Source organism: Acidovorax sp. Root217, assembly GCF_001428645.1.
GTDB lineage: Bacteria > Pseudomonadota > Gammaproteobacteria > Burkholderiales > Burkholderiaceae_C > Acidovorax.
Genome location: NZ_LMIH01000045.1, coordinates 38,786 through 64,439, shown reverse-complemented (window position 1 = coordinate 64,439; position 25,654 = coordinate 38,786). Strand labels below are relative to the sequence as shown.

Sequence of the window (25,654 nt, the reverse complement as noted above, 5' to 3'; positions counted from 1 at the left end):
TTGATGCAAAGGCCAGGGCTGGTGCCCGGGCCTTTGTATTTCAGAGCGACCAGGGGGCTCCCTTGAAGCGCTCGACGAGAAAATTCAGCAACGCCCGCACCGCAGGCGACTGGTGCCGGCGCGAGGTGTACAGCGCATTGATGGCCATCACCGGCAGTTCCCAGCCGGGCAGCAGAGCCTGCAGTTCGCCGCTGGCGATGTGCGGGTTGGCCAGGTAGGTGGGCTGCAGCGCAATGCCGCCGCCGGCCAGTGCGGCGCGCAGCAGGGTGGTGGCCTCGTTGGCGCTGAAATGGCTGGACACGGCCACGCGCTCTGTCTCGCCGCCCCGGGCCAGCTCCCACACGCTCTTGCCGAAGTTGGCATAGCTCAGGCAGCGGTGGCGTTCCAGGTCGACCGGCAGGGCGGGCACGCCATGGCGCGCCAGGTACGCGGGCGATGCCACCAGCACCGAATCGCAGCGCGCCAGCGGCCGGGCGATCAGCATCGGGTCGGGCCCGCTGCTGATGCGGATGGCCAGGTCGATGCGCCGCTCCACCAAGTTGAGCGCGCCTTCGCTCGCATCCAGGTCGATCTTGAGCAGCGGGTGCAGCGCCAGAAAGTCGGTGATCGCCTCGCCCAGCTGCGCATAGGCGAACGACACGCTGCAGGTCAGCCGCAACTGGCCGCGCAGCTCGCCTTCACCCGTGGCGGTGGTCTCTTCCTCGATGTCCTGCGCCAGCGCCAGCATCTGCTGGCAGCGGCGCAGGCAGGCCTCGCCCGCATCGGTCAGCGTCACGCTGCGGGTGGTGCGCTGCAGCAGGCGGGCCTGCAGCCACTGCTCCATCTCGCCCACATAGCGCGTGACCATGGCGCGCGACATGTCGAGCCGGTCGGCCGTGGCACTGAAGCTGCCGCTGGTGGCGACTTCCACAAACACGCGCATAGCGGTCAGGCGGTCCATATTTGATCTATTGGTGCAACAAATATGCGCAGTTTAAGCGGTTTATTAGATCGATTGGCGCAAATAAACTGCAGCCTGTACCGAGCAACACCATCCACTTCTGGAGATTCCCGCATGTTCAGCACCACCGTTATCGCTGCCACCCTGGCCATCGCCTTCACCGCCGCACAGGCTGCCGAGCCGCTGCAGATCAAGGTCTACAACGCCGACGGCAACAGCTTCAATGTCAACTCCACCCTGGTCTACGGCGAGAAGGAGGCCATGGTCATCGACGCCGGGTTCACCCGTGCCGACGCGCTGCGCATTGCCGCCAACGTGCTCGACAGCGGCAAAGCGCTCAAGACCATCTACGTGAGCCAGGCCGACCCGGATTACTACTTCGGCGTGGAAACGCTCAAGGAGTTCTTTCCCCAGGCTGAGGTGGTGACCACCCCCGCCGTACTGGAAAAGATCAGCGCCAAGCTCGCTGGCAAGCTTGCCTTCTGGGGCCCCAAGATGGGTGCCAACGCACCGCGCACGCCCGTGCTGCCCAAGGCCATCACCGGCAACACCCTCACGGTCGACGGCCAGGTGGTCGAAATCCGTGGCACCACCGGCCTGCTGGCGCACCGCCCCTATGCCTGGATCCCCTCGGTGAAGGCTGTGGTGGGCAACATCGGCGTGTTCGGCACCAACACCCATGTATGGACCGCCGACACCCAGACCGTGGCCGAACGCAGTGCCTGGGTGGCCCAGCTCGACGAGATGGCCGCCCTGCAGCCCGCCGTGGTCGTGCCCGGCCACATGGGCGCCGGCACCGCACTGACCGCTGCCAATGTGACCTACACCAAGGGCTACCTGCAGGCCTTCGAGAAAAATGCCGCAGCGACCAAGACCAGCGCCGAGCTGATCGACGCCATGAAGAAGGCGTACCCCGCCGCGCCCATGGGCTTGTCGTTGGATATCGGTGCAAAAGTGAACAAGGGCGACATGAAGTGGTAAGCAACAGGTTTACCAATCCCCCAAAGTGATGGACCACCAGATCATGCCAACGCACCCACTTCAACCCGTTTTGCTGCATCTGCGCGCCGGGCGCTGGAACGAAGCGCACGATCTGGTGCAGCACGATGGCTCCCTGCTGGCGGCCTGGCTCCATGGCATCCTGCACCTGCAGGAGGGTGATCTGGAAGACGCCGAGAACTGGTACGACCGCGCCAACCGGCACTTCCGCAGCCGCGGCACCCTGGAAGAAGAGCTGGCGCTTTTCGAAGCGGCGCTCTCCCAACCTACTGAAAAAGAACCAAGACCATGACAACGGCAGTGACGTATTTGTTTGACCCCCTGTGCGGCTGGTGCTACGCCGCTGCGCCTGCCCTGGGCCGCCTGCAGGGGACCCCCGGCGTGCATGTCACCCTGGCGCCATCGGGCCTGTTCGCGGGCGCTGGTGCCCGGCCCATGGATGCGGAATTTGCCGCCTATGCCTGGTCCAACGACCAGCGCATCGAAAAGCTCACCGGCCAGCCGTTCAGCGAGGCCTACCGCGACAAGATACTAGGCGCGCCTTCGGGCCGCTTTGATTCCGGCCCCGCCACCCTGGCACTCACCGCCGTGGCGCAGACCACGCCAGACCGCGAGCTGGATGCCCTGCACGCCCTGCAGCGCGCCCGCTATATCGACGGCCGCGACACGGCCGATGTGCAGGTGCTGGCCGACGTGTTGACCACGCTGGGCCTGGCCGACGCAGCCGCGCAGACCCTGGCGCCCGATGCCGCACTGCACCGTGCCATGGCCGAACGCGTGGCCAAGTCACAGGCCACCCTGCGCGCCGTGGGCGCACGCGGTGTGCCGCAACTGGTGGTCACGGGGGAGGGCGGGGCGCTCAGGCTGATCGGCGGCGACGCGTTGCTCGGGCCGCATGAGCGCTTGCTGGAGCTGGTACTGGCTGCCGCCTGATTTCAGCGCCGTTGGCGCTCACCGTCTACTTCGACGGATCGATCAGCACCTTGGCACCGGTGTTGCGCGGCCCGTAGAAGGCAATGGCATCGGCGCTCAGCGCCTCTGCCAGCGATACCGTGCGCGCATAGTGGCTGGCGAACGTGGTCTTGAGCTCGGCCGCCACGCGCTGGCGCAGCGCCTGTGCCGCCTCGTTGCCGATCTTCTGCAAGAACGGGAACAGCAGCCAGCCGCCCACGCCCCAGGCCATGCCGAAGCTGCGCTGGATCTCGGTGGGGCGGGTGTCCAGGTGGCCGTACAGGTAGACCTGCTTGTGCACGGCCGAGCCATAGCGGCTGTACTCGGTGGCCTTGCGGTTGATGGCGGCTTCCATGCACTGCAAAATCTGCCCAGCCAGCGTGCCGCCGCCTGTGGCGTCGAACGCGATGGTGGCACCCGTCGCGGCCAGGGCATCGGTCAGCTCGGCCATGAAACCGGGCGCACTGCTGTCGCACACGTACTGGGCACCGATCTCGCGCAGCAGCGCCGCCTGTTCGGGCTTGCGCACGATATTGACCAGGCCGATGCCGTCCTTCTGGCAGACCTTGTTGAGCATCTGGCCCAGGTTGCTGGCGGCGGCGGTATGCACCAGCGCGGTGTGGCCCTCGCGCTTCATGGTCTCCACCATGCCCAGCGCTGTGAGCGGGTTGACGAAGCACGACGCACCCTCGGCCGCGGTGGTGCCGGCCGGCAGCGGCAGGCACTGCGCGGCGGGCATGGCCCGGTACTGCGCATACATGGCCCCACCGATCAAAGCCACCGTGCGGCCAAGCAGGGCCTGGGCGGCGGGAGAGGAACCTGCCGCCACCACCAGGCCCGCGCCCTCGTTGCCCACGGGCATGCTCTGGGCCAGGCGTGCGGCCATGGCGGGCATGGCGCGGTCCGGGATGCGCGCGGTCACCACCGGCCGGTCGGCGCTGCCGGACACCTGCACGGTGGACAGGTCGGCCGGCCCGAACAGCAGGCCGATGTCCGATGGGTTGATCGGCGTCGCCTGGACCTGCACCAGCACCTCGTCGGGCCCCGGGGTGGGCACGGGGGTGGGTTCGAGGCTGATCTGCAAGGTGGCATCAGGCTGCACCAGCGAGCGCAGTTGCAGAGCGGTGGATGGAATGGCGGTGGTCATGGGTGTCTCCCGGTGGAATAACGGTTTCGACTTTCATTGTCGCCGTGATGGGGCGTCTGTGCTGTCACCCACTTGGCTCACTGGGCCAACGTCCGCACCATCTGCTCATACATCGCATCCACCGCCGGTGAGCGCTGCGACTCCTTGCTGCGCAGCACCGACACGTCCATCGAATCGAGGGCGGGCAGGTCGAACTCGGCCGGCAGGTTCTGCAATATCTGCAGGTTGGGCGGCACGCTGCAGCGCGTGAGCACGGCCACGGCCAGGCCGCTTTCCACGGCGGCCAGCTGGCCCGCCAGGCTGGAGCTGTGGTAGACGATGCGGTAGGCGCGGCGCCGCGCGGCCAGGGCCTTCATGGTGGCGATGCGCGCCAGGCTGGCCGATTCGTAGACCGCAATCGGCAGCGGGTCGCGCCGCCAGGCCTCGAACTGGGCGGCGCCCACCCAGACCAGGGGCTCCTGGAACAAAAAGCGCCCACGCTGCGGCTTGTCGCGCGACACCAGGGCCAGGTCCAGCTCGCCGCGCACCACGCGCGGGATCAGCGAGGTCGATTGCTCGCAGGTCAGCTCGATCTCCACCCCCTGGTAGCGGTGCGAAAAGCTGCGCAGCACGGGGGTGAGGTAGGTCGATGCATAGTCGTCCGGCACGCCCAGGCGCACCCGGCCCGCCAGCTGCGGGCCGAACAGGGCGGTCTGCGTTTCGGCCTGCAGCTCCAGCATGCGGCGCGCGTACGACAGCAGTTCCTCGCCCACGGGCGTCAGTTCCAGGTGGCGCGGGCCGCGCAGCAGCACCGGGCGGCCCAGCGCCGCTTCGAGCTTCTTGATCTGCATGCTGACGGCCGACTGCGAACGGTGCACCAGCGGCGCCGCACCCGAGAGCGAGCCAGCGTCCACCACGGCGACGAAGGCGCGCAGCCAGTCGATCTGCAGGTCGGGATGAGTCATGCGTGCAATGTATTCGATTATCGAATGGCTGTGCCGCGAACTATGCGCTTTACCTCGGTGGGCAAAGCCACGACCATTGGCGCCATGAACTACAAGGTCTCCGCACTTCCCGCATCACCGGCCATCCTCGCCAGGGGCTCGGACCCCGCAGGCATTGCCCGCGAGCGCACCGGCCAGTGGCTCATGATCGCCGGCGGCGTGCTGCTGGGCACCATCGGAGTCTTCGTCGAAGAGGCCGGCCAGCACCCGCTGGTGACGGTGTGGTTCCGCTGCGTGTTCGGCGCGCTGGCCCTGGTGGCTTGGTGCCTGGCCACGGGCCGGGGGCGCGAGCTGCTGCTGCGCCACCAGGCCAGGAGCCGCTGGGTGGCCTGCGCCACCGGGGTGTTCATGGTGCTCAACTGGGCGCTGTTCTTTGCGGCCATCCCGCGCACCTCCATCGCGGTGGCCACGGTCATCTTCCATGTGCAGCCCATCTGGGTCATCGTGTTCGGTGCGCTGTTTCTGCGCGAGGCCGTCTCTCCAGTCCAATGGATGGCCACGCTCGCGGCATTGGCCGGGCTGGTGCTCACCACCGGGCTGCTCGATGGCATACCCGCCGGCACGGCCGATGGCGGGGCCTACCTTGCCGGGGTGCTGATGTGCCTGGGCGGCTCGTTCTGCTATGCCGCCGTCACGCTGTTGGCCAGCCGCGCGCCCGCGCCCATCAGCCCCTTTGCCCTGGCGCTTTGGCAGTGCCTGGTGGGCTCCGTGGTGCTGGCGTGGGCTCCGTTAGCCTTCGGCTGGCCGCACACGGCGGCCGCATGGGCGTGGCTCACGGGCCTGGGCGTGCTGCACACGGGGCTGGCCTATGTGATCCTGTTCGCCGGCATGGCGCGGCTGGCTCTGGGCAAGATCGCGGTGCTGCAGTTCGTCTACCCGCTCACCGCGGTGCTGGTCGACTGGGCGGTGTACGGGCGCACGCTGAGCCCGGTGCAGTTGGGCGGCGTGGTGCTGATGGCGGCTGCGCTGTGGACGATACGGCGGCCGGGCAGGGCTGTGGCCCGCCCCGCCTGACGGCCGTCGCTCTCAGAACGTGTGGCGGATGCCGGTGCCTAGGGCCGTGGTGGCGTTGCCGGCCCCGGGCGCAGGGCCGATGATGCCGGGGCTGTACATGGCATCGGCCTTCAGGTGGGCCACGGTGGCGTACAGCGTGGTGCGCTTTGACAGGCGGTATTCTGCGCCGGCCGTGTACTGCGTGAGCTTACCCTTGCTGGCGGCGCCGATGAAGTTGTAGCGTGACTGGATGAAGCTGCCCTTGAGCAGCCACACGCCCATGGCGTACTCCACGCCCAGGTCCGCAATATTGCTCGACGGGTTGTTGGGTCCGCCAGCAGTGAAGGGCTGGGTGCCGGTAGGGCGCGTGAAGTTGGCTGCGAAGTTGGGCCCAGCGCCCGCGCCTGTGCGCACCAGCGGCTGGTTCACGCGCGAGAAGCTGCCATGCAGGTGCAGGCCGCCGGTCTTGTAGCGTGCGCCCACGATCCACGTGCGCATACAGACCTCGCCCGGCTGGCCCATGCCCACGGTGTTGCAGCCCGCGCCCGTGGCGGCTCCCTGGTCGCTGCTGCTGTTGGCCGTGGCGGTCACCACGCCCAGTTTTGACTGCCAGTAGCCCACGCCGGCACCGAAACCCTCGGTGTTGTAAATGGCGCCCGCGCCGAACGATTGGCCCGTGGCAGTGCTGTCCGCCGTCTCGCCCAATCCGTAAGTCACGTTGGCGCGAAAGCCGTTCCAGCGCGGGGTGCTGTAGTACACCATGTTGTTGGCCCGGTTACCCCCGATACGGTCCATGTTGTTGGAGTGCACGCGCGTGATGAAGGTGCCGAACGGCGTGATGCTGGAGAACGGTTCCGCGATCTCGTCGGTGAAGTCCTTGCGGCGGCCGATCTGCAGATCACCGATCCAGCCAGCCAGGCCCACTGTGGAGCGCCGGCCAAAGGGCAGGCCGCCTTGGCTGAATGAGCCACTGTCAATGGCCAGCCCGCCCTCCAGCCCGAACTGCGCCCGCAGGCCGCCTCCCAGGTCCTCCGTGCCCCGAAACCCCAGGCGTGAGGCTTGCAGCAGCCCCGAGTCTTGCAGCCAGCCGCTGCCGGTGTTTTTCGGTGCCGCAGTAGTAGGGGCCTGCACGGTGCCGACATAGGCCACACCCACGTCTGCAATGCCATAGATCTGTACGCCCGACGTTTGGGCGAGGGCCGGGCCCGCTGCGGCCAGGGTGGCGGCAAAGGCGATGGTGTGTTTCTTCATGGAGTCTTTCCGGTATGGGTGGATGACGACCTGCGGCCCATCGGCTGCAAGCCCCCTACCGCCATGTCTCAATTCATGGTGTTTTATTGGTTGATACAATGTTGCGATGGGTGAGACAATTTTGAAACCGAGATAACGCTCCGTCAAGTGTTTGTTTTGTCTGTTGATCTTTGGTGTTGTCTGTCGATGCTGCGTGCAATGTGGTCCATCGCATGCGCCATGGCGGTGCGCGCTCACCATGAAGGTGCATGGCGAAATCACGGGCCAAAAAAAAGGACCAAGTGGTTAGCACTTGGTCCAACACGCCGAGGTCGTCAAGCCCCACCAGAGCGGCGTGGGGCAGGGGTGGGAGTTCGCCCCTGTCTTTCAACAGATTCTTCGCATGGTGTGCAGCAAAGCCGTTGCTGCACGCAGGCCATTTCTCATATCCTTCGAATGACGTGAAGGTCTGTGCAGGCGCCCCTTGCGGGCGAAGGCCGTTGCACCCGTGCCGCAGTCCTGAACTGGTCGCCTGCCGGTGGCGCCTATTCGTCGAGACTCAGCTTCTTTTCCTGGATCAGCTTGCCCCAGGCGGCGGTGTCCGCCTGCACCATGCGGCTGAAGGCCTGGGGCGTTGAGCCCTTGGCATCGGCGCCCTGGGCGCGCATCTGCTGCACGATGGCAGGCTCGGCCAGAAGCTTCTGCATGTCGGTACTGAGCTTGGCCACGATGGCCGCCGGAGTGTTGGCTGGTGCGAAGATGCCGTACCAGATCTGGTAGTCGAAGTTGGGTACGCCGTCCTCCGTCATGGTGGGAACATTGGGCATGGACGCATCCCGCCTGGCACTGGCCACGGCCAGGGGCGTGAGCTTGTTCGTATTCACGTACTGCAGCACTGTGGGTGTGGCATTGATGCCCAACTGTACGTGCCCGGCCAGCAGCTCTTGCACCGAGGGGGCTCCGCCTCGGTAGGGGATGTGCGTCATCTTGGTGCCCGTGATGTCGTTGAACATCTCCATCATCAGGTGGCTGGGGCTGCCGTTGCCTGCAGAGCTGTAGTTGAGCTCGCCGGGATGCGCCTTGGCGTAACTGATGAGGTCCTTGAGCGTCTTGACCTTGAGCGAAGGGTGCACGGTGAGCACCGGTGTGTTGGTGAGCAACAGGCTCACGGGCACGAAGTCACGCTGCGGCTTGTAGGCGAGCTTGGGGTTCATGAGGGGCGCCGTCACCATGTGCGAGCCCGCGCCCAGCACGAAGGTGTAGCCGTCGGCCGGCGCCGAGGCCGCCACCACGATGCCTGGCGCGCCGGGCCGGTTTTCCACCACTGCGGGTTGGCCCCACAGCTCACCAAGGCGCTTGGCCACGACGCGCATGGCAGCGTCGGATGGACCGCCCGCCGGAAACGGCACGATGAAGCGCACCGAATGATCGGGCCAGGCCGCGTGGGCCGCTAGGGACGTGAGGCTCAATGCGGCGGCAGTGAGCAGGCTGGCGAATCGCTTCATGGTGTTCTCCATTGTTTCAAGAAATGGGCAGGGGTGGCGGGGATGGAAAATCTGTAGGGGTGCATCAGCGGCTCAGGGCTTGGCGGCACGGGGCGCCATGGGCAGCTGCAGGTGTGACGCGTGCACGCCGCCCATATGGATGCGGTTGATCGCCACGCGCGAATGGGTGGCCTGCGCCTCGGGCTCGCCCGTGTTGGGGTTTACGTCGAACTTGGGGAAATTGCTGCTCGAGATGTCGAGCCGGATGCGGTGCCCGCGCTGGAACAGGTTGCTGGTGGGGAAGAGTTCTATGCGCAGCGCATAGACCTGGCCCGGCTCCATCAGGGCCGGGTGCTCCCAAGAATCACGGTAGCGCGCGCGCAGGATGCCGTCCGTGAGGTTCAGCGCATAGCCCTCGGCGTAATCGTCGCTGGGGGGGTACACGTCCACCAACTTCGCGGTGAAGTCCGTGTCCGGGCAGTTGCTGGAGACGTGCAACACCACCTCGATGGCGCCGGTCACCTCCACGTCGTGGCTGAGCTGCGGCGTCTCGAATACCAGCACATCCTGCCGCCGGGCAAGTGGGCGGCCGGGCATGCGGCAACCGAAAAAGTCCGCGCGCTCCACCTGGTTGAACCCGCCCGCAAAGATGGCCGGCGGGCGCGATACCACGCTGCCGCCCAGGGTGGGGACGGGGTCTTGCGGGTCGAAGACGTATTCGTGCGCGCCCTGGGTCTGTGGGGCTGGCCCGCTTTGCAGGCTGCCATCGGCATGCAAGTACAAGCGCGTGTCCCGCGCGCCGAGGATGGGCCAGTCCTGCTCGACGCGCCAATGGCCGCCATGGTCCAGCCGGCCCTGGGCATTCTTGCGGCCGCTGCCGCCGCCCATTACGAACAGGCTCACTGGCGAGCGGGCAGTGGCTTTGGCGCCGTGGCCCGTTTGCATACCCTTGAGCCAGCGGTCGAACCACTGCAGGCGAAGCTCCAGGAAGCTGGGCGCCAGGCTGGCGTCCAGCCGCGCCGCAGGGCCGAAGTCCACGTCGCCTGCAAAGGTCTCCCAGCGGTTGCCATGCGTCCATGGGCCCAGCACCAATTGCTGGGGCGCGCCATGCCCCTTTGTTCCCTTGAAGTTCTCGACAGCGGTGCGAGGGTACACGTCGTACCAGGAGGAAATATGCAGCGCCGGGATGTGCCACAGCCGGTCGTAGTAACCCTCTGCGTAGATGCCTGGCTGCTTCCAGTAGCTGTCGAAGTTGCCGCGCTCCCACTGGTCGAAGAGAAAGTCCTCGTAATCGGGTGCCCCCGTCAACGGCGAATCGCCGCGGCGCCAGGGCATGCGCTTGAACCAGCGGTCCAGGTCCTGCGGCGTGAGGTGCAGGCCGTCGCTGTCATCGGCGTGCTTGCGGCGCGAATGCTCGGCCGCGAACATCACTGCCCAGGCGGCCTGCTTGAGCTCGTAGGCACCGCCCTGGCGGATGCCGCTCTGAAAGCCGTTGGAGAAGCCGCCCGAGTCCACCACCATCGCGCGCAGGCCGGGCGCGCCCAGGCTGGCCGCCGCCATCTGCGTGTGCGCTGCGTACGACAGGCCCTTGGTGCCTATGGCGCCGTCCGCCCAGTCCTGTTCCAGGATCCATGCGCAGGTGTCGTAGCCGTCCTTGGCATCGCTCAAGTACTTGACGAAATCGCCTTCGGAGCCGTAGCGACCCCGGCAGTCCTGGTAGACCACCACATAGCCATGGGCAACGAAGTACCCCGCTACCTCGGCGCGGGTGAGGGGAGTGGCGTCGGCGTGCGTGCGCTCGGAGCGGCTGGGCACGCTCTTGCCGTAGGGCGTGCGCTCCAGAACCACCGGAAAGCGGCCGGGCAGACGCTGGCCGGCCGCTGCGGGAAAGTAGATGTCCGTGGCCAGCCGCACGCCATCGCGCATGGTGATCATCACGTTGTGTTCCACCCCGTGGCATGGGGTGATTTGCCGCTTCTGCGGCTGTTCGATTGCTGCTTGCATGTTTTGTTTGTTGATACTGTGTTTTGTTCAGTAATACAAATGCTATCACATGAAAAATTGCGCGTAAAGCGCTCGGGCGTTGGTATGGGCGTGCGAAATCGCTGCGCAGCCGCTGTCGGGCGGGGCCTGCAAGGGGCTTTGCCAGCAGGCGAGCAGGGGGTGGACGTGCAATGTCGACCAGGCAGCGAGGGCTGGTCTTACGGGAACGGTCAGAGGCCGGGGCCTGCGAGCGGCGGCCGCGGCTTTTCAGGCGGGCAAGGCCGCCTGGCGCAGCTGTGTCAACGGCAGCGCATCAGTGGTGAAAAGCGTGAAAAAGGCGGGGTATCGCCCGAAGACCCCGCAGCCGGTCAGCCGTGGTTGCGCCAGCCCAGCTCGAACGACAGGTCGGCTGCGCTCTTGCTCACAGCCTGGATCATCTTCGCCAGGTCGTCCGGCGCGCGGTTGGAGGGCAGTGATATGCCGATGGCTGCCTGCACCGAGCCTGTGGAGTCGAACACAGGCGCGGCGACCGCCACCACGTCGGCCGCCATCTCCGCTATCGAGGTGGCATAGCCCTGCTCTGCGATCCGCTTGAGCTCCTGCTTGAGCTTGGTCTTGCTGGTGATGGTCTGGGGGGTGAACTTGCTCAACTCGCCCTCCAGCACGGCAGCCTGCACTTCGGGCGATGCAAAAGCCAGCAGCACTTTGCCCGATGCGCCCGCATGCAGTGGACGCCGGCGCCCGACCGCGCCCTGCACCCGCACCTCGTGCGTGCTGAGTTTTTGCGCAACCGACACGGATTCGAGTTCGTCACGCACCAACACGGCCGAATGCTCGTTAAACCGGTCCTGCAGCGCTTCGAGGTATTTGTCGGCCAGCCGCGTCAGGCTTACTTGCTCTTGCGCGGCCAGGCCCAGCACCAGCGCCTTGTAGCCCAGGCTGTAGGCCGTCGAGTCGCGGTCACGCTGCACGAAAGACGCTTCTTCCAGTGTGACCAAAAAGCGGAAGGTTCTAGCCTTGGTGTTGCCCGAGCGCTTGGCTATCTCCGTCACGCCTAGCCCCGGGTTGTGGGCTACCACCATCAGAACCCCGAGCGCCTCCTGCACCGCATTGACCGTGTATTCCATGACCGTCCTGTTTCACTGATTGAGACGATTATAGGGGGGCGGATTCCGAGGCCTGGGGTAGTGGATGCAACCTTCGTGCAGTGTCAAGGACTTGGCGATGGACGTGGGCGCCGTCCTGGCAAGACGACTGCGACAGGCTCCGGTGCGAAGCCAGAACGCGCCATGGCGCGTTCAGACCTTGATGCCGTCGCCCGCCTTGCGCATGTCCGCATGGCGGTGGATCAGCTTCCACTGGCCATCCTCCAGGCGAAACACCTCGGTCGTGCGCAACTGCATCGACACGCGCTCGTCCTTGCCCTCCATCACCACCTCGGCATGCTGCACGCCGGTCCAGAACGCGAGGGTACCGCTGCTGGCGCTCTGCATGATCTCGAACTGCCCCGTGCTGCCATCGCGAAAGCTCTGCGCGCCCTGGCGCTGGCTGGCTGATACCTCTGCCGCTCCCTGCACCGTGGTGCCGCTGGGCGGGAAGAAGGTGGCGGGGTCGTGCTGCGTGGCGATGTCCGCCAGCGGCTCGGGGTGGCCGTTGATGTAGTCGTTGGAGATCCGCTCGCGGGTGCGCAGGAAGTCTTGGAAAGAGCGGGTGGGCTGGAGGAACAGGTCCTTGGGTGCGTTCATCAGTGGTGCTCCGTTCTGGCAAGCGCTGCGCACGGCATGGATGCTGTCGCGCGGGCTTGGTGCTTGGTTCATGACAGGCTATTGCATTGCCCGCTGAAAGGTGTAGGAGGGAATGCATGCGACCTGTCGGACATGGCCTTGCGCAGGGTGCCGCGCGGCGGCGGATTTCAATGATTCGCGGGCCGCGCAGAAGAAGGCCAGGCCCAAGGCGCCTGCACCGCAGAAGGCCGCTTAAGGCGCGACGGTCAGCCGCACGACCACGGGCCGATGGTCCGACCCCAAGTCCGGCCCGATGCCCCCGCCCACCACCTGCCAGCCGCTCGATGCCAGCACATGGTCCAGCGGCAGCACCGACAGCCAGCCGAAGGCATTAGGCCAGCTGGGTGCCATGCCATTGGCGCGGCGCATGCTGCCGTCCACCGCGAACAGTCCCCGCGCCCAGGGGGTGATGTTCAGGTCCCCCGACATCAGTGCCAGGCCGCCCGGTTGCGCTGTGAGGTGCTGCGCCTCCTGCACCAGGGCCCGGTCGCGGGCCTGGGCGAAGCCTTGGTCCAGCGGCGGCATGGGGTGCAGCGCGCTCAGGTACACGGCCTTGCCATTCCATGCCACGGTGGCGCGCAGGCGCAGGGTGTCGCGCAGGTCCTGTGGCTGCAGCGTCTGCAGGCCCGACAAGGGATGGCGCGACAGCACGGCCAGGCCAAACGGGTCGGGCTGGGGAACTGCGAGGCGGTGGGGGTAGCGCGCGGCCACGGCGGGGTTGCCGGTGAGCGCCTGCTGGGCCAGCTCGGTGAACTCCTGCAGAAACACCACATCGGGCGCATCGGCCAAGGCCAGCCAGTCGGTGAGCGGGCCGAAGTCGGTGGTTGCCGCATTGAGGTTGGCAGTGCCCACTGTCAGTACCGCGCCGGGGTCGGCCGGTTCGGCACCGCGCGGCAGCGTGGCCGGCTGCCACAGGAAGATGCCGCCCAGAACCAGGGCTGCCAGGGCCGGCAGGGCCAGCCACCCCTTGCCCATGCCGCTGCGCCCCGAGAGCATGAGCAGCACCAGCGAGGTCGCGCCCACCACCAGGTAAAGCCACTGCCAGTGGGCCGGAAGCTCCACCAGCCATTGCAGCGAGGGCACCTGGTCGGCTGGCAGAAAGCGCGCTATCGGCGCCGCCAGCGCGCCCAGGGTGCACAGCCAGACCAGCCACCGGGCCCTGGCGGTGATGAAGCGGGGAACTGCGGGATATGGCATACGGTCAATTGGCGGGGTGGCAGGGCAAACGTGCAGGACAATTTCTGGAATGTACTGATCGTGGAATAGTGCCTGGGTTGGATGGCTGATTGCGTACTGTCCAGCCTGCGGCACCACGATACCCGGATACTATCGGCCGAACTCCCATGCATCTCCATCGCCACCACCAGGACACCACAGACGCCAGGTTTGCAGACTTGCTGAGCATTGCCATGGACGGGTACCGGGCCAGGCAGGAGGCCTTCAGCCAGGCCATTGCCGGCTTTTCTGCATGGAACATCGATAAAGAAGCAGCGACCCTGACACTCACCGGCGATGGTGGCCGGACATGCGTGTACCAGGCGACACCCATCGTCACCTACCTCCCCGCATTGGAAAGCCTGGCCTGGGCATGGGCCAACGATGTGTTCCCTGTGCTGTCAAGAAACAGGGCCGCTCAGGTCAGGGAGCTGGCAACCCAGACCGGCTACCAGGTGTTCGATACCCCGCAACTGCGCGCCACCCCCAGCGATATGGACGAGCTGTGCGCCCTGGCACTGCACCATCTGCAAGGCATTGCCGTGTTCAAGACCAAGAACCAGGAGCCATGGGTTTGCTATGTCCTGCATGCGGCCGCCTGAGCTTGGCGCCCAGCCGTGGCCCCGCGTTGTGGTCGTGCCCCGTCCACCATGGGCGGGGCCTGTGGACAGGGAGCGGTGTGATCGCTTCGAGGACGTTGACTACGAGGCCCTCCAGGGTTTGCGAGCCGTCATCGAGGCCGAGGTGTGGCGCCTGGTGGCGCAGTACTTCAGCGGGCTGCCGCCTGGCAGTGCATTCCCTGGTCTGGAAAGGTTGACCGGCGAGTGCTACCTGTCTGCCGAGCGCTATTGGGTTCAGGACGAACCCTGGTTTGCCAAGGTTGGCAGACAAAGGGAGGTGTGCTTGAGCTTCTTCGTGCGCTGCCTTGAGCGGCAGACCGCGTTCAACACAAGTGATCGCGACTATCTGGGCCTCGAGGTGCATTTTCGGTGGCTGCGAGAGTCGGTTCGTTTTCAGTGGACTGCCACCGACTCAAGCAGCATTTAGCCATGCACCCATCAGTGCCCAGCGCCAGGGTTCCGCCATAAAGCAGAAGACGCGCCTGCACAAGCGCAGGCATTGCAGCCTGCCCGCGCCTCAGCGGGCGGCGATCACCTGCAAGGTGCTGCGCAGCGCCGCTTCGTACACCGCGTCGGGCCCCAGGCGGCCAGCCTCCGAGGACGCAGGCAGCGCCACCCGCCCCGCGAATGCCGCGCGCAAACGGGGCGCGGCCACCAGCCTGGCACCACCGGCACCACCGGCATATTCAGGCAGCGCAATGCCCGCGAGCCGGCCGGCCTGGTCGAAGACAGGCCCGCCCGGCGCCAGGCCCCGGTGCATGGACAGATCGAGCTCACGATCTCCCTGCGCACCCGTGGCGGCACCGACGAAGCCCGTGCGCAGCAGGGGCCAGGCGGCGCCCGCATCGTTGGTCTGCGCATACGCCACGGCGAAGGCCACGGCACCCGGGAACACATCGGCGGGCACGGTGCCCATGGATGGTGCGGGTAGCGGGCTGCCCAGGCGCAGCAGAGCGACGCCACTCTCGCCGCGCACCGGCATGGCGGAGGCCGGCACTAACTGCCCCAGCCCGTTGCGAACCCACAGGCGCCGGCTGCCGGCGACGGCCCGCGCGGGCACCAGCGCCATGCGGCCTTCATCCACCAGGGTGCCTGCTGCGACCATGCGCGCGGCGCGCGGCAGTGCCGCCAGGTTGTTGGGGTGGCTGTACGGGGCCAGCCGCGCGGGCGCCAGCAGCATGTCGCCGCTCGCATGCGGCGCGCCCGAAGCGAGCTCACGGGCCACACCGGCCACCAGAGGCTGCGATGGTGCACGCGCCTGCGCATCGGCCAGCAGCTTGCGGGCGATAGCGTCCTGCCCGCCCGCGTGGAGCAGCCAGGCATACAGCGCCGCGCCGCCGACCACGTCCAGGTGCGCACCTGCCGTGTGCGCGCCAAACGCCAGCGCGCGCCGGTACTGGCCCGACTGCATGTAGCTGCGCACCAGGCCCATCTCGGTGTCGGCCGAGTGCAGGATCATCGCGGCGCGGTCGAAGCCCTGCTCGGCCGTTTGCGCATCGCCGGCCGCCAGCGCGGTCTCGGCTTCGCGCAGCAGGGTTTCGCGCTCGCGCAGGCGCTCGGCGTCGGGCGGGCGGGTGGCTGCCGCTTGCATGATCGCCTTGAGCTTCTCCTCGGTGGCCGGCGAGGCCGCCAGCGGGCCGGCCGCTGCCAGCGCCAGCAGACCGCTCAGGAAGTGACGGCGCCGGTCGGACATGCGGCGTTGGAGCCAGTGCCAGTGCGGTTGATGCGCACGCTGCCCGCATCGTTGGGGTTGCTGCCCAGCGTGTACGGTGCCTTGGGCGCCTTGAAGCCCGACAGGTAGGCCACGAGCGCATCGATGTCCTGCGCGCCGCCCAGGCGGTTGGTGCCCTTGAGGAAGGTGGAGTAGCCGTCGCCGCCATCGGCCATGAAGTTGTTCATGGTGACACGGTAGGTCTTGGTCGGGTTGGCCACCGCGCCCGCAGCGTCGACGATGGTCTCCGTCGAGGCCCCGTTGCGCAGCGTGACATTGCTGACGCGCGCGCCGCAGGCCTTGGCGCCGTCCCAGGTGTACTTGAAGCCGTTGGACGGCAGCATCACACGCGTGGCCGTGGTCGACTGGCCCTTGCACCCCGCGAACTGCTCTTCCAGCACGTCCTTGAGGTCCTGCGCCGTCAGCGACATGGTCACCAGGCTGTTGCCGAACGGCTGCGTGGTAAAGGCCTCGCCGTAGGTGACGTTGCCGGCACCTTCGCCCACCGTGCTGCTCGCAAAGGTGAAGCCGGGGTTGCGCACGCCGCCGCCGTTCATCAGGGCGATGACCGCCGAGCCGAAGGTGGGGCCCTGCGTGGCCGCCAGCATGGCGTCGGCGACCAGGTCGCCGGCCGGCATGTTGCAGGCGCCATCGGAGCGGCTGTTGGGCAGCTCGGCGGCGATGGAGCCGATCACCGTGTTGGCGATGGGCGAGACCAGGGTGTTGTAGCCGGCAATGATCCTGGCCACGGTCGCATCGGCAGGCACGGTGGGGTCGTTGCGCACCACGAGGCGGTTGGTGGTGGCGATGGCCGTGATGTCGCGCGTGGACGGGTCGATGGTCAGGTCCATGTCGGTCAGCACGCGGCCGAACGAGCTGGAGCTGGTCACAGGGATGGTGCGGCCCGTGGCGTTGGGCAGCTTGCAGTTATAGGCGGCGTGGGTGTGGCCACTGATCACCGCGTCCACCGCGTTGTCCAGGCCCTTGACCAGGGTGGCGATGCCCGAGCCGGCGAGCGCGCCCTCGCAGCCGTTGATGTCCGAAACGGTGCCCGACTGGAAGCCGCCCTCGTGCACCAGCACGACGATGGCTTCGATGCCCTGGCCCTTGAGCTCGGGGATCAGGCTGTTCACCGTCTGGATCTCATCGCGGAACTCCAGGCCGGCCACGCCCGTGGGCGTCACCACGGTCGGCGTGGCCTTGAAGGTCATGCCGATGAAGGCCACCTTGACGCCCTTGAATTCCTTGATGCCATAGGCCGGCAGCAGGGGCTTGCCGGTGGCGGTGGCAATGACGTTGGCCGACAGCCACTTGAACCTGGCGCCTTCGAACGGCACCGGCGTGCCGGCCACCGCGCCCTTGCAGCTGTTGGGCTCGCCGGTCTTGCAGCCGCCGTTCTGCAGGCGCAGCAGCTCGGCCGAGCCCTTGTCGAACTCGTGGTTGCCCACCGAGTTGAACTCCAGCCCGATGCGGTTGAGCGTTTCCACTGCGGGCTCGTCCTGGAACAGCGCGGAGATCAGCGGCGAGGCGCCGATCGAGTCGCCCGCACCCACCACCACGTTGTTGGGGTTCTGGGCCTTGAGCTTCGCGACATGGGCCGCCATGAACTCGGCGCCGCCCACCGGCGGGCGCTCGGCCGCCGGAACGGCGGCACTGGCACCGAAGGTGCCGGGGGATTCCAGGTTGCCGTGGTAGTCGTTGAAGCCGATCAGCTTGACGGTGAACGGCGGCTCGCTGCCATCGCTGCCGCAGGCGACCAAGGTGGCGGCCAGGACGGCGGTGGCCCCGGCAATCAATCGCAGTTTCATGGAAGACCCTCTGTTGGTGGTGGTGTTCGGTTTGTTGCCGAGTGGACCCAGTCCTTGTGACAGCGCCATGAATGCGGCACTCGCATGGGGCTTTGGACAAAATTAGGTCTAAGTTAAGTCTTGTGTGGCCGAAGTGGGCCGCATAGTATTTGCCCAACGCGTCCATTTGAGGCGCTGGTGACCCAGGCAAGGCCCACTACGGCCCCTGGGATCCCATGACAAGAATAGGAGACAAGCCTTGGCACGCTGGCACAACTGCGGCACCGAAGACCTGGACGTTCTGCAAACCATTTTCTGGTCGGCGGGCGCGTCGCGGCATGCACTGGCGCAGCGGCTGGCCTACTCCAAGAGCAAGGCCAACGCGCGGGTGGCGGCCTTGCTGGACGAGGGCCTGCTCGACGAGGTGGGCCTGCAGGAGTCCTCCGGAGGCCGCCGTGCCGAGACCCTGCGCCTGAGCGAGACCCTGGGCGTGGTGATCGGCGCCGACCTGGGCGCCACCAGCATGCAGGTGGCCATCATGCGCCCCGACATGACCGTGCTGGCACGGCACCGCGAACCCATCGACGTGCGCCAGGGCCCGGGCGTGATCCTGGCGCGGCTGCGCGGCCTGATGCGCGAACTGATGGCGCGCTGCGGGCTGCCGGCCTCGCAGGTCATCGCCATCGGCATGGGCGTGCCGGGGCCAGTGGATTTTGAAAGCGGCCAACTGGTCAACCCCCCGCTGATGCCTGACTGGGACGGCTTTTCCATCCGCGACTACCTGCGCGAAGCCTTCGCCGCCCCGGTGTTCGTGGACAACGACGTGAACCTGATGGCGCTGGGCGAGCTCTGGCGGCTGCAGCGGAACCTGCCCAACTTTCTGGTGATCAAGATCGGCACGGGCATCGGCTGCGGCATCGTCTGCCACGGCCAGGTGTACCGGGGCGCCAATGGCTCGGCCGGCGACGTGGGCCACATCTGCGTGGACCAGGCCGGCCCACGCTGCCACTGCGGCAACCAGGGCTGCGTGGAGGCCATGGCCGCCGCGCCCGCCATGGCGCGCATGGCGCTGGCCGCAGCCCAGGCGGGCGAGAGCGCGTTGCTGGCTGAGCGCCTGCAGGCCACCGGCACCCTGACCACCGAGGACGTGGCCCAGGCCAGCCGCGCGGGCGACGTGGCAGCCAACGCCATCATCCAGCGCGCGGGCAATCTGGTGGGGCAGATGCTGGCCTCCATCGTCAACTTCTTCAACCCCTCGCACGTGTTCATCGCGGGCCGGGTGGCGGACATGGGGCCGCTGTTCCTGGCCTCGGTGCGCCAGAGCGTGTACCACCGCTCGCTGGCCCTTTCCACGCGCCACCTGGAGATCCAGTACGCCCCCCTGGCCGACGATGCCGGCGTGGTGGGCGCCGGTGTGCTGGCCATGCAGGAGAGCATGGCCCAGTCGTCTGCCCGTTCGGGAGGGGCCGCACGATGAGCGTCGCCGTCGAGTTCCGCAACGTGACCAAGGAGTTCGGGCCCGTGCGCGTGCTGCACGGCGTGGGCTTTGCGCTGCAGCCGGGCCGGGTCTATGGCCTCTTGGGCGAGAACGGCGCGGGCAAGTCCACGCTGATGAAGATACTGGCCGGGTACGAGAGCCCGACCACCGGCGAGGTGGTGGTCGACGGCGCAGTGCGCGCCCCCGGCGGCGGCTCGCGCGCGGCCGAGGCCCAGGGCATCGTGCTGATCCACCAGGAGTTCAACCTGGCGGACGACCTGACGATTGCGCAGAACGTCTTCCTGGGGCACGAGATCAGGAAGGGCCTGTTTCTGGACGACAAGGCCATGCGCGAGAAGACGCGCCAGGCGCTGGCCCAGGTCGGCCTGCCGCTGGACCCCGACACCCGCGTGAAGAAGCTCATCGTGGCCGAAAAGCAGTTGGTGGAGATCGCCCGCGCGCTGGCCCGCAATGCGCGCCTCTTGATCATGGACGAGCCCACCGCCACGCTCACCCCCGGCGAGACGGAGCGCCTGTTCGCGCTGATGGCCGAGCTCAAGGCCGCGGGAGTGACCATCATCTACATCTCGCACAAGCTCGACGAAGTGGAGCGCACCACCGACGAGGTGGTGGTGATGCGCGACGGCCTGCTGGTGGCACGCGAGCCCACGGCCAGCGTCACGCGGCGGCAGATGGCCAACCTGATGGTAGGCCGTGAGCTGGCCGACCTGTTCCCCGCCAAGCTGCCCGCTCCGGCAGGCGAGCCCATCCTCCAGGTGCGCGGCCTCACCGTGCCCGGCTGGGCGCAGGACGTGGATTTCGAGGTGCGGCGCGGCGAGATACTGGGCTTTGCCGGCCTGGTGGGCGCCGGCCGCACCGAGCTGTTCGAGGGCCTGCTGGGCCTGCGCCCTCGCTCTGCCGGCACGGTGGAGCTGGCGGGCAAGGCGGTGCAGCTCAAGAGCCCGCGCGATGCGGCTCGCCACGGTTTGACCTACCTGAGCGAAGACCGCAAGGGCAAGGGCCTGCATGTGCACTTCAGCCTGCGGCCCAACCTCACGCTGATGGCGCTGGAGCGCTATGCCAAGCCTTGGCTCAACCCGGCGGCCGAGCAGGCCGCGCTGCGCGATGCGGTGCAGGAGTTCGGCATCCGCACCGGCTCGCTCGACGTGCGCGCATCGTCGCTGTCGGGCGGCAACCAGCAAAAACTCGCGCTGGCAAAGGTGCTGCACCCCGGCCCCAGCGTGGTGGTGCTCGACGAGCCCACGCGCGGTGTGGACGTGGGCGCCAAGCGCGAGATCTACCACCTGGTGCAGCGCCTGGCGGCGCAGGGCCTGGCGGTGATCGTGATTTCGTCCGAACTGATGGAGCTGATCGGCCTGTGCCACCGCGTGGCGGTGATGCGCGCCGGCCGGCTGCAGACCACGCTGCAAGAACCCCATTTGACCGAAGAGGAGTTGATCGTCCATGCCACAGGTACCCGCTGAGAACACCGCCGCCGCGCCACAGGCAGGCGGCAGCCGCCACGGTGCCGCAACCGCCTGGTGGGGCAAGCTGCACGGCATGGGCCCGGTCATCGGCCTGGCGCTGCTGTGCATTGCCGGCACGCTGCTCAACAGCAACTTCGCCACCTATGACAACGTGATGAACGTGCTCACGCGCACGGCCTTCATCGGCATCATCGCGGTGGGCATGTGCTTCGTCATCATCTCGGGCGGCATCGACCTGTCGGTCGGTTCCATGGCGGCGCTGATCGCCGGCTCGGTCATCCTGTTCATGAACGCCATGGCACCCGTGCTGGGCTCGCCCATGGCCGCCGTGGTGGTCGGCATGCTGCTGGCGGTGGTGCTGGGCGCGGTGTTCGGCCTGGTGCATGGCCTCTTGATCACCAAGGGGCGCATCGAGCCCTTCATCGTGACGCTGGGCACGCTGGGCATCTTCCGCGCCTACCTCACCTACTTCTCCAACGGCGGCGCCATCACGCTGGACAACGACCTGTCCGACATCTACAGCCCCGTGTACTACGCCAACCTGCTGGGCGTACCCATCCCGGTGTGGATCTTCCTGCTGGTGGCATTGGTAGGCGGTGTGATCCTCAACCGTACGGCCTACGGCCGCTACGTACAGGCCATCGGCTCCAACGAGCAGGTGGCGCAGTACGCCGCGGTGGACGTGCACAAGATCAAGATCCTGACCTACATGCTGCTCGGCGTGTGTGTGGGCATCGCCACACTGCTCTACGTGCCGCGCCTGGGCTCGGCATCGCCCACCACGGGCCTGCTGTGGGAGCTGGAGGCGATCGCCGCAGTGATCGTGGGCGGCACCGTGTTGAAGGGCGGTGCGGGCACCATCACCGGCACGGTGGTGGGCGCCATCCTGCTGTCGGTCATCAGCAATATCCTGAACCTCACCAGCATCATCAGCGTGTACCTGAATGCGGCGGTGCAGGGCTTCGTGATCATAGCCGTGGCCTTCATGCAACGCGGCAAGAGGTGACGGAGTGGCCGGAACAACTCTCCTGGCGTTGTTGCTGTGTCTTGCCGTGCTAGCCGCACTGTCTGCGACGCAGCGCCTAGCCAGGACCGCTTCGCTGAGTTTTCCAGCCACTCTTTGCGTGCATTTGTTTTTCGAGGTGTTCCCCAGCCGGCCAGCTTCCATGGCCTTTTTCATCAAAGCAACAGCAACAGGAGACAACGCATCATGAACAGCCAACTTACTTTCACCCGCCGCCTGGCCCTCTCGGCCGTGGGCGCCGCCGCAGCGCTGGCGCTGGCCGGCCCGGCCGTGGCCCAGGCCAACAAGGTCGTGGTGGGGGTGGCCATTCCGTCGGCCACGCACGGCTTCACGGGCGGCATCGTGTACTGGGCCAACCAAGCCAAGAAAGACCTGGAGAAGGCCAACCCCGGCCTGCAGGTCATCGTCAAGACAGCCGGCGGCGCGCCCGAGCAGGCCAACCAGCTGCAGGACCTGGTCACGGTGAACAAGATCAACGCCCTGGTCATCTTCCCGTTCGAATCGGCCGCGCTGACCAAGCCCGTGGCCCAGGTCAAGGCCAAGGGCGTCTACGTGACGGTGGTGGACCGCGGCCTGACCGACACCAGCGCGCAGGACGCCTATGTGGCCGGTGACAACACCGCCTTCGGCAAGATCCCGGCCGAGTACATCGCCAAGGCGCTGGGCGGCAAGGGCAACGTGGTGGTCATGCGCGGCATTGCCACCACGCTGGACAACGAGCGCATGGACGCCTTCAACGCGGTGCTCAAGAACCACCCCGACATCAAGCTGCTGGACGCCAAGTACGCCAACTGGAACCGCGACGACGCCTTCAAGGTCATGCAGGACTACCTCACGCGCTTCCCCAAGATCGATGCCGTGTGGGCGGCCGACGACGACATGGCCGTGGGCGTGCTCAAGGCCATCGAGCAGGCCAAGCGCAAGGACATCAAGCTGGTGTTCGGCGGCGCCGGTGCCAAGGGCATGATCAAGACGCTGGCCGACGGCAGCAACCCGCTGATCCAGGCCAACGTGTCGTACAGCCCCAAGTTCATCTACGACTCGATCAAGCTCACGGCCGAGGCGCGCATCAAGGGCGACAAGCTGCCGCCCACGACCATCATTCCTTCGGTGCTGATCACCAAAGAGAACGCCAAGAGCTTCTACTTCCCTGACTCTCCATTCTGATCAGGACGCCTGATGGGGTCTCGCCCCATCGCAGCGGCGGCCGCCCGGTGGGCTGGTCGCTGCCCCCATTTTCTGGAGCTCCACCATGCCAAGACCCGTCACCCTCTTCACCGGCCAGTGGGCCGACCTGCCGCTGTCCGAGCTCGCGCCGCTGGCACGCAGCATGGGCTACGACGGCCTGGAGCTGGCCTGCTGGGGCGACCACTTCAACGTGCAGGAGGCGCTGGCCTCCGACCAATACGTGAAAGACAAGCACGCCTTGCTGGCCCAGCACGGCTTGCGGTGCTTTGCCATCGGCAACCACCTGGTGGGCCAGGCCGTCTGCGACCGCATCGACGAGCGCCACCAGTCCATCCTGCCGCCCCATGTGTGGGGCGATGGCGAACCCGAAGGCGTGCGCCAGCGCGCAGCCAGCGAGCTGGCCGACACGGCGCGGGCCGCCGCGAAGTTCGGCGTGAAGACGGTCACGGGCTTCACGGGCTCGTCCGTCTGGCACGCCATCTATGCCTTCCCGCCCACCAGCCAGGCGTACTGGGACAAGGGCTTTGCCGACTTTGCGCAGCGCTTCGGCCCCATCCTCGACGTGTTCGAGCAGCACGACATCAACTTCGCGCTTGAGGTGCACCCCACCGAGATCGCCTTCGACATCGCCTCGGCCGAGCGCGCGATTGCCGCTGTGAATGGGCACCGGCGCTTCGGCTTCAACTATGACCCGAGCCACCTGGCCTACCAGGGCGTGGACTACGTGAAGTTCATCCGCCAGTTTGCCGACCGCGTCTACAACGCCCACATGAAGGACGTGTGGTGGGGCAGGGGCGACGGCACGGTGGGCGTGTTCGGCGGGCACACCAGCTTTGGCGATGCGCGCCGCCACTGGGACTTTCGCAGTGTGGGCCGCGGCATGATCGATTTCGAATCCATCATCGTCGCCCTCAACGACATCGGCTACCAGGGCCCCCTCTCGGTAGAGTGGGAGGACAGCCGCATGGACCGCGTGCACGGTGCCACAGAAAGCGCTGCCTTCTGCAAGCGGCTCGACTTCAAGCCCGCCGCTGGCGCCTTCGACGCCGTTTTCGCCCGCGACGAGCAACCGAAATAATAACCAACAAGGGTATCCATGTCCTCTGAACGCAAGCTGCGCTACGCCATGGTGGGCGGCGGCAACGGCGCCTTCATTGGTGCCGTGCACCGCAAGGCCATGGCGCTGGATGGGCAGTTCGAGCTGGTGGCGGGCGCGCTCTCGTCCTCGCCCGAGCGGGCCCGCGCCTCGGGCGCCGCCCTGGGCCTGGCCGACGAGCGCAACCACGGCAGCTGGCAGGACCTGCTGGCCGACGAGCTGCGCCGCCCCGCTGGTGAGCGAATCGACCTGGTCAGCATCGTCACCCCCAACCACGTGCACCACCCGGTGGCCCTGGCCTTCGTGCAGGCGGGCTTCCACGTGGTGTGCGACAAGCCGCTGGTGCACACCAGCGCGCAGGCCGACGAGCTGGTGGCCGCCGTGCGCCAGGCCGCCACCGTGTTCGGCGTGACCTACAACTACACCGGCTACCCCATGGTGCGCGAGGCGCGCCACCTGGTGCACAGCGGCGCCCTGGGCACGCTGCGCAAGGTCACCGTGGAGTACAACCAGGGCTGGTTGGCCACGGCGGTGGAAGAGGGTGGCGGCAACAAGCAGGCCGACTGGCGGCTGGACCCCGCGCGCAGCGGCGCCGTGGGCACCATGGGCGACATCGGCTCGCACGCCGAGAACCTGGCCGCCACCGTCACCGGCATGGAGCCCGAGTGGCTGTGCGCCGACCTGACCGCCTTCGGTGCGGGCCGCCGGCTCGACGACGACACGCAGATGCTGCTGCGCTACGCCAATGGCGCGCGCGGCATCATCGTGGCATCGCAGGTGGCTGCGGGCCTGGAGAACGACCTGCGCCTGCAGGTCTCGGGCACCCTGGGCACCATCACCTGGCGCCAGGAAGACCCCAACCACCTGGTGCATTCGCCCGTGGACGGGCCGCGCCGCATCCTCACGCGCGGCGCCCCCTGGCTCAGCCCGTCTGCGTTGCGCGCGGGCCGCATCCCATCGGGCCACCCCGAGGCCTTCATCGAGGCCTTTGCCAATGTCTACCTGGGCGTGGCCGCCGACATCCGCGCCCATGCCACCGGCCAGCCGGCCGACCCACTGGCAGCCGACTACCCGCGTGTGGAAGACGGTGCGCGCGGCGTGCGCTTCATCGAGCGGGTGGTCGAGTCTGCGCGCAGCGAACGCAAGTGGACGGCGCTGGCGGGCGAAGGGGTGTGAGCCGGGCGCTGCTGCGTCACCACTGGCATTTGAGCAGTCCATTCCTGCGATGGGGTGCGATGGTGCGGTGAGCAGTGCGCGCTGCATGCGCGCACACGACTTGCAGCCCATGGGCAGGCCCATCGTCGAGGCCACGGCCTTCGCCATCTCTCAGCGCGACGGCATGGCGGCATGGCACAGAAGAGCGCCACGCCGGTGAGGCAATTCTCCGCAACTGCGCAGTCACTGCGCGCCGTGCAACTCTGACCATTCCGCGAACAGCCCACCCTGCGTGCTGCTGCGCGATGCAGCCCCCTGCACATTCTGTTCAAGCATCTGCAAAAAACCGAGGGTGAAGGCCTTCTCCAGGCCGTGTCTGCCGGCTATCGCCTCCGGCGTC

At 67.2% G+C, this 25,654-nt stretch carries 23 protein-coding genes; 12 read left to right on the top strand and 11 right to left on the bottom strand.

Translation table 11 applies throughout. From position 1 onward, the window contains the following. Positions 1-40: 40 nt before the first annotated feature. Positions 41-940 carry a LysR family transcriptional regulator gene (locus tag ASE31_RS30120; RefSeq protein ID WP_057206842.1) on the bottom strand — a complete coding sequence of 300 codons (900 nt, stop codon included), beginning with the start codon at positions 938-940 and terminating at the stop codon, positions 41-43. Positions 941-1,054: 114 nt separating this feature from the next. Between ASE31_RS30120 and ASE31_RS30115 the strand changes: the two genes are divergently transcribed. Genes ASE31_RS30115 through ASE31_RS30105 form a run of 3 tightly spaced genes read left to right on the top strand, consistent with a single transcriptional unit; the run spans position 1,055 to position 2,872 of the window. Continuing rightward, a complete protein-coding gene (locus ASE31_RS30115; protein ID WP_057206840.1) occupies positions 1,055-1,921 on the top strand; it encodes an MBL fold metallo-hydrolase in 867 nt (288 codons plus the stop codon). Positions 1,922-1,949: 28 nt separating this feature from the next. Further along, positions 1,950-2,231 (top strand): hypothetical protein, encoded by a 282-nt coding sequence (locus tag ASE31_RS30110; RefSeq protein WP_235514810.1) that lies wholly within the window; start codon positions 1,950-1,952, stop codon positions 2,229-2,231. Continuing rightward, positions 2,228-2,872 (top strand): DsbA family protein, encoded by a 645-nt coding sequence (locus tag ASE31_RS30105; protein ID WP_057206837.1) that lies wholly within the window; start codon positions 2,228-2,230, stop codon positions 2,870-2,872. The genes ASE31_RS30110 and ASE31_RS30105 overlap by 4 nt, the downstream gene beginning before the upstream one ends. 25 nt (positions 2,873-2,897) lie before the next feature. Here ASE31_RS30105 and ASE31_RS30100 read toward each other — a convergent pair whose 3' ends face one another. Further along, positions 2,898-4,037, bottom strand: coding sequence for a zinc-binding dehydrogenase (locus ASE31_RS30100; RefSeq protein ID WP_057206835.1), 1,140 nt, complete (start codon positions 4,035-4,037; stop codon positions 2,898-2,900). 77 nt (positions 4,038-4,114) lie between these two features. Beyond that, positions 4,115-4,981, bottom strand: a complete 867-nt coding sequence (locus ASE31_RS30095) for a LysR family transcriptional regulator (protein WP_057206834.1) — start codon at positions 4,979-4,981, stop codon at positions 4,115-4,117. Between the two features lie 84 nt (positions 4,982-5,065). Between ASE31_RS30095 and ASE31_RS30090 the strand changes: the two genes are divergently transcribed. Next, positions 5,066-6,034, top strand: coding sequence for a DMT family transporter (locus ASE31_RS30090; RefSeq protein WP_057207094.1), 969 nt, complete (start codon positions 5,066-5,068; stop codon positions 6,032-6,034). A 12-nt stretch (positions 6,035-6,046) separates the two neighbouring features. Here ASE31_RS30090 and ASE31_RS30085 read toward each other — a convergent pair whose 3' ends face one another. From ASE31_RS30085 to ASE31_RS30060, 6 genes are all read right to left on the bottom strand, one after another. After that, positions 6,047-7,264 carry a porin gene (locus ASE31_RS30085; RefSeq protein WP_057206832.1) on the bottom strand — a complete coding sequence of 406 codons (1,218 nt, stop codon included), beginning with the start codon at positions 7,262-7,264 and terminating at the stop codon, positions 6,047-6,049. A gap of 524 nt (positions 7,265-7,788) precedes the next feature. After that, the gene (locus tag ASE31_RS30080; RefSeq protein WP_082604457.1) at positions 7,789-8,748 is read right to left on the bottom strand and encodes a tripartite tricarboxylate transporter substrate binding protein; all 960 of its coding nucleotides are present in this window, start codon (positions 8,746-8,748) and stop codon (positions 7,789-7,791) included. Between the two features lie 72 nt (positions 8,749-8,820). Then, positions 8,821-10,662: a CocE/NonD family hydrolase gene (locus ASE31_RS30075; RefSeq protein WP_235514809.1), complete on the bottom strand. Its 1,842-nt coding sequence runs from the start codon at positions 10,660-10,662 to the stop codon at positions 8,821-8,823. 416 nt (positions 10,663-11,078) lie between these two features. Continuing rightward, positions 11,079-11,837, bottom strand: a complete 759-nt coding sequence (locus ASE31_RS30070; RefSeq protein ID WP_057206825.1) for an IclR family transcriptional regulator — start codon at positions 11,835-11,837, stop codon at positions 11,079-11,081. A 171-nt stretch (positions 11,838-12,008) separates the two neighbouring features. Then, complete coding sequence (locus ASE31_RS30065) at positions 12,009-12,455, bottom strand: nuclear transport factor 2 family protein (protein WP_057207092.1); 447 nt, start codon at positions 12,453-12,455, stop codon at positions 12,009-12,011. A gap of 231 nt (positions 12,456-12,686) precedes the next feature. Next, positions 12,687-13,691 (bottom strand): endonuclease/exonuclease/phosphatase family protein, encoded by a 1,005-nt coding sequence (locus ASE31_RS30060; RefSeq protein WP_057206823.1) that lies wholly within the window; start codon positions 13,689-13,691, stop codon positions 12,687-12,689. Between the two features lie 146 nt (positions 13,692-13,837). On the opposite strand from ASE31_RS30060, the gene ASE31_RS30055 reads away from it, so the two are divergent. Both ASE31_RS30055 and ASE31_RS30050 read left to right on the top strand, forming a co-directional pair. Beyond that, entirely contained in the window at positions 13,838-14,311 is a 474-nt protein-coding gene (locus ASE31_RS30055; RefSeq protein ID WP_157412713.1) for a DUF6882 domain-containing protein, read from the top strand. Between the two features lie 118 nt (positions 14,312-14,429). After that, on the top strand, positions 14,430-14,756 hold the full coding sequence (locus ASE31_RS30050) for a hypothetical protein (RefSeq protein ID WP_157412712.1): 327 nt from the start codon (positions 14,430-14,432) through the stop codon (positions 14,754-14,756). A 90-nt stretch (positions 14,757-14,846) separates the two neighbouring features. Here the strand turns inward: ASE31_RS30050 and ASE31_RS30045 are convergent, their stop codons facing one another. After that, positions 14,847-16,022, bottom strand: coding sequence for a trypsin-like peptidase domain-containing protein (locus ASE31_RS30045; protein WP_057206817.1), 1,176 nt, complete (start codon positions 16,020-16,022; stop codon positions 14,847-14,849). Continuing rightward, positions 15,995-17,848 carry a bifunctional UDP-sugar hydrolase/5'-nucleotidase gene (locus ASE31_RS30040; protein ID WP_057206815.1) on the bottom strand — a complete coding sequence of 618 codons (1,854 nt, stop codon included), beginning with the start codon at positions 17,846-17,848 and terminating at the stop codon, positions 15,995-15,997. Before ASE31_RS30040 ends, ASE31_RS30045 begins: the two co-directional genes overlap by 28 nt. Positions 17,849-18,086: 238 nt before the next feature. Between ASE31_RS30040 and ASE31_RS30035 the strand changes: the two genes are divergently transcribed. The 6 genes from ASE31_RS30035 to ASE31_RS30010 all read left to right on the top strand — a co-directional run bounded on the left by ASE31_RS30035 (position 18,087) and on the right by ASE31_RS30010 (position 25,275). Further along, complete coding sequence (locus ASE31_RS30035) at positions 18,087-19,304, top strand: ROK family transcriptional regulator (RefSeq protein ID WP_369818281.1); 1,218 nt, start codon at positions 18,087-18,089, stop codon at positions 19,302-19,304. Beyond that, positions 19,301-20,788 (top strand): sugar ABC transporter ATP-binding protein, encoded by a 1,488-nt coding sequence (locus ASE31_RS30030; RefSeq protein WP_057206813.1) that lies wholly within the window; start codon positions 19,301-19,303, stop codon positions 20,786-20,788. Before ASE31_RS30035 ends, ASE31_RS30030 begins: the two co-directional genes overlap by 4 nt. Then, positions 20,769-21,797, top strand: coding sequence for an ABC transporter permease (locus ASE31_RS30025; protein WP_200961183.1), 1,029 nt, complete (start codon positions 20,769-20,771; stop codon positions 21,795-21,797). The genes ASE31_RS30030 and ASE31_RS30025 overlap by 20 nt, the downstream gene beginning before the upstream one ends. A 204-nt stretch (positions 21,798-22,001) precedes the next feature. After that, entirely contained in the window at positions 22,002-22,982 is a 981-nt protein-coding gene (locus ASE31_RS30020; protein ID WP_057206811.1) for a substrate-binding domain-containing protein, read from the top strand. 85 nt (positions 22,983-23,067) lie between these two features. Next, positions 23,068-24,081: a sugar phosphate isomerase/epimerase gene (locus tag ASE31_RS30015; protein WP_057206808.1), complete on the top strand. Its 1,014-nt coding sequence runs from the start codon at positions 23,068-23,070 to the stop codon at positions 24,079-24,081. Between the two features lie 18 nt (positions 24,082-24,099). Next, on the top strand, positions 24,100-25,275 hold the full coding sequence (locus ASE31_RS30010) for a Gfo/Idh/MocA family protein (protein ID WP_057206806.1): 1,176 nt from the start codon (positions 24,100-24,102) through the stop codon (positions 25,273-25,275). The last annotated feature ends 379 nt before the right edge of the window (positions 25,276-25,654 follow it).

Bases quoted from the DNA above. Each gene is read 5' to 3' on its own strand.
- ASE31_RS30025 (WP_200961183.1), top strand. From the start codon at position 20,769: ATGCCACAGGTACCCGCTGAGAACACCGCCGCCGCGCCACAGGCAGGC.
- ASE31_RS30030 (WP_057206813.1), top strand. From the start codon at position 19,301: ATGAGCGTCGCCGTCGAGTTCCGCAACGTGACCAAGGAGTTCGGGCCC.
- ASE31_RS30090 (WP_057207094.1), top strand. From the start codon at position 5,066: ATGAACTACAAGGTCTCCGCACTTCCCGCATCACCGGCCATCCTCGCC.
- ASE31_RS30065 (WP_057207092.1), bottom strand. From the start codon at position 12,455: ATGAACGCACCCAAGGACCTGTTCCTCCAGCCCACCCGCTCTTTCCAA.
- ASE31_RS30075 (WP_235514809.1), bottom strand. From the start codon at position 10,662: ATGATCACCATGCGCGATGGCGTGCGGCTGGCCACGGACATCTACTTT.
- ASE31_RS30040 (WP_057206815.1), bottom strand. From the start codon at position 17,848: ATGAAACTGCGATTGATTGCCGGGGCCACCGCCGTCCTGGCCGCCACC.
- ASE31_RS30070 (WP_057206825.1), bottom strand. From the start codon at position 11,837: ATGGAATACACGGTCAATGCGGTGCAGGAGGCGCTCGGGGTTCTGATG.
- ASE31_RS30105 (WP_057206837.1), top strand. From the start codon at position 2,228: ATGACAACGGCAGTGACGTATTTGTTTGACCCCCTGTGCGGCTGGTGC.
- ASE31_RS30100 (WP_057206835.1), bottom strand. From the start codon at position 4,037: ATGACCACCGCCATTCCATCCACCGCTCTGCAACTGCGCTCGCTGGTG.
- ASE31_RS30110 (WP_235514810.1), top strand. From the start codon at position 1,950: ATGGACCACCAGATCATGCCAACGCACCCACTTCAACCCGTTTTGCTG.
- ASE31_RS30095 (WP_057206834.1), bottom strand. From the start codon at position 4,981: ATGACTCATCCCGACCTGCAGATCGACTGGCTGCGCGCCTTCGTCGCC.
- ASE31_RS30010 (WP_057206806.1), top strand. From the start codon at position 24,100: ATGTCCTCTGAACGCAAGCTGCGCTACGCCATGGTGGGCGGCGGCAAC.
- ASE31_RS30115 (WP_057206840.1), top strand. From the start codon at position 1,055: ATGTTCAGCACCACCGTTATCGCTGCCACCCTGGCCATCGCCTTCACC.
- ASE31_RS30085 (WP_057206832.1), bottom strand. From the start codon at position 7,264: ATGAAGAAACACACCATCGCCTTTGCCGCCACCCTGGCCGCAGCGGGC.
- ASE31_RS30020 (WP_057206811.1), top strand. From the start codon at position 22,002: ATGAACAGCCAACTTACTTTCACCCGCCGCCTGGCCCTCTCGGCCGTG.
- ASE31_RS30120 (WP_057206842.1), bottom strand. From the start codon at position 940: ATGGACCGCCTGACCGCTATGCGCGTGTTTGTGGAAGTCGCCACCAGC.
- ASE31_RS30015 (WP_057206808.1), top strand. From the start codon at position 23,068: ATGCCAAGACCCGTCACCCTCTTCACCGGCCAGTGGGCCGACCTGCCG.
- ASE31_RS30055 (WP_157412713.1), top strand. From the start codon at position 13,838: ATGCATCTCCATCGCCACCACCAGGACACCACAGACGCCAGGTTTGCA.
- ASE31_RS30060 (WP_057206823.1), bottom strand. From the start codon at position 13,691: ATGCCATATCCCGCAGTTCCCCGCTTCATCACCGCCAGGGCCCGGTGG.
- ASE31_RS30080 (WP_082604457.1), bottom strand. From the start codon at position 8,748: ATGAAGCGATTCGCCAGCCTGCTCACTGCCGCCGCATTGAGCCTCACG.
- ASE31_RS30045 (WP_057206817.1), bottom strand. From the start codon at position 16,022: ATGTCCGACCGGCGCCGTCACTTCCTGAGCGGTCTGCTGGCGCTGGCA.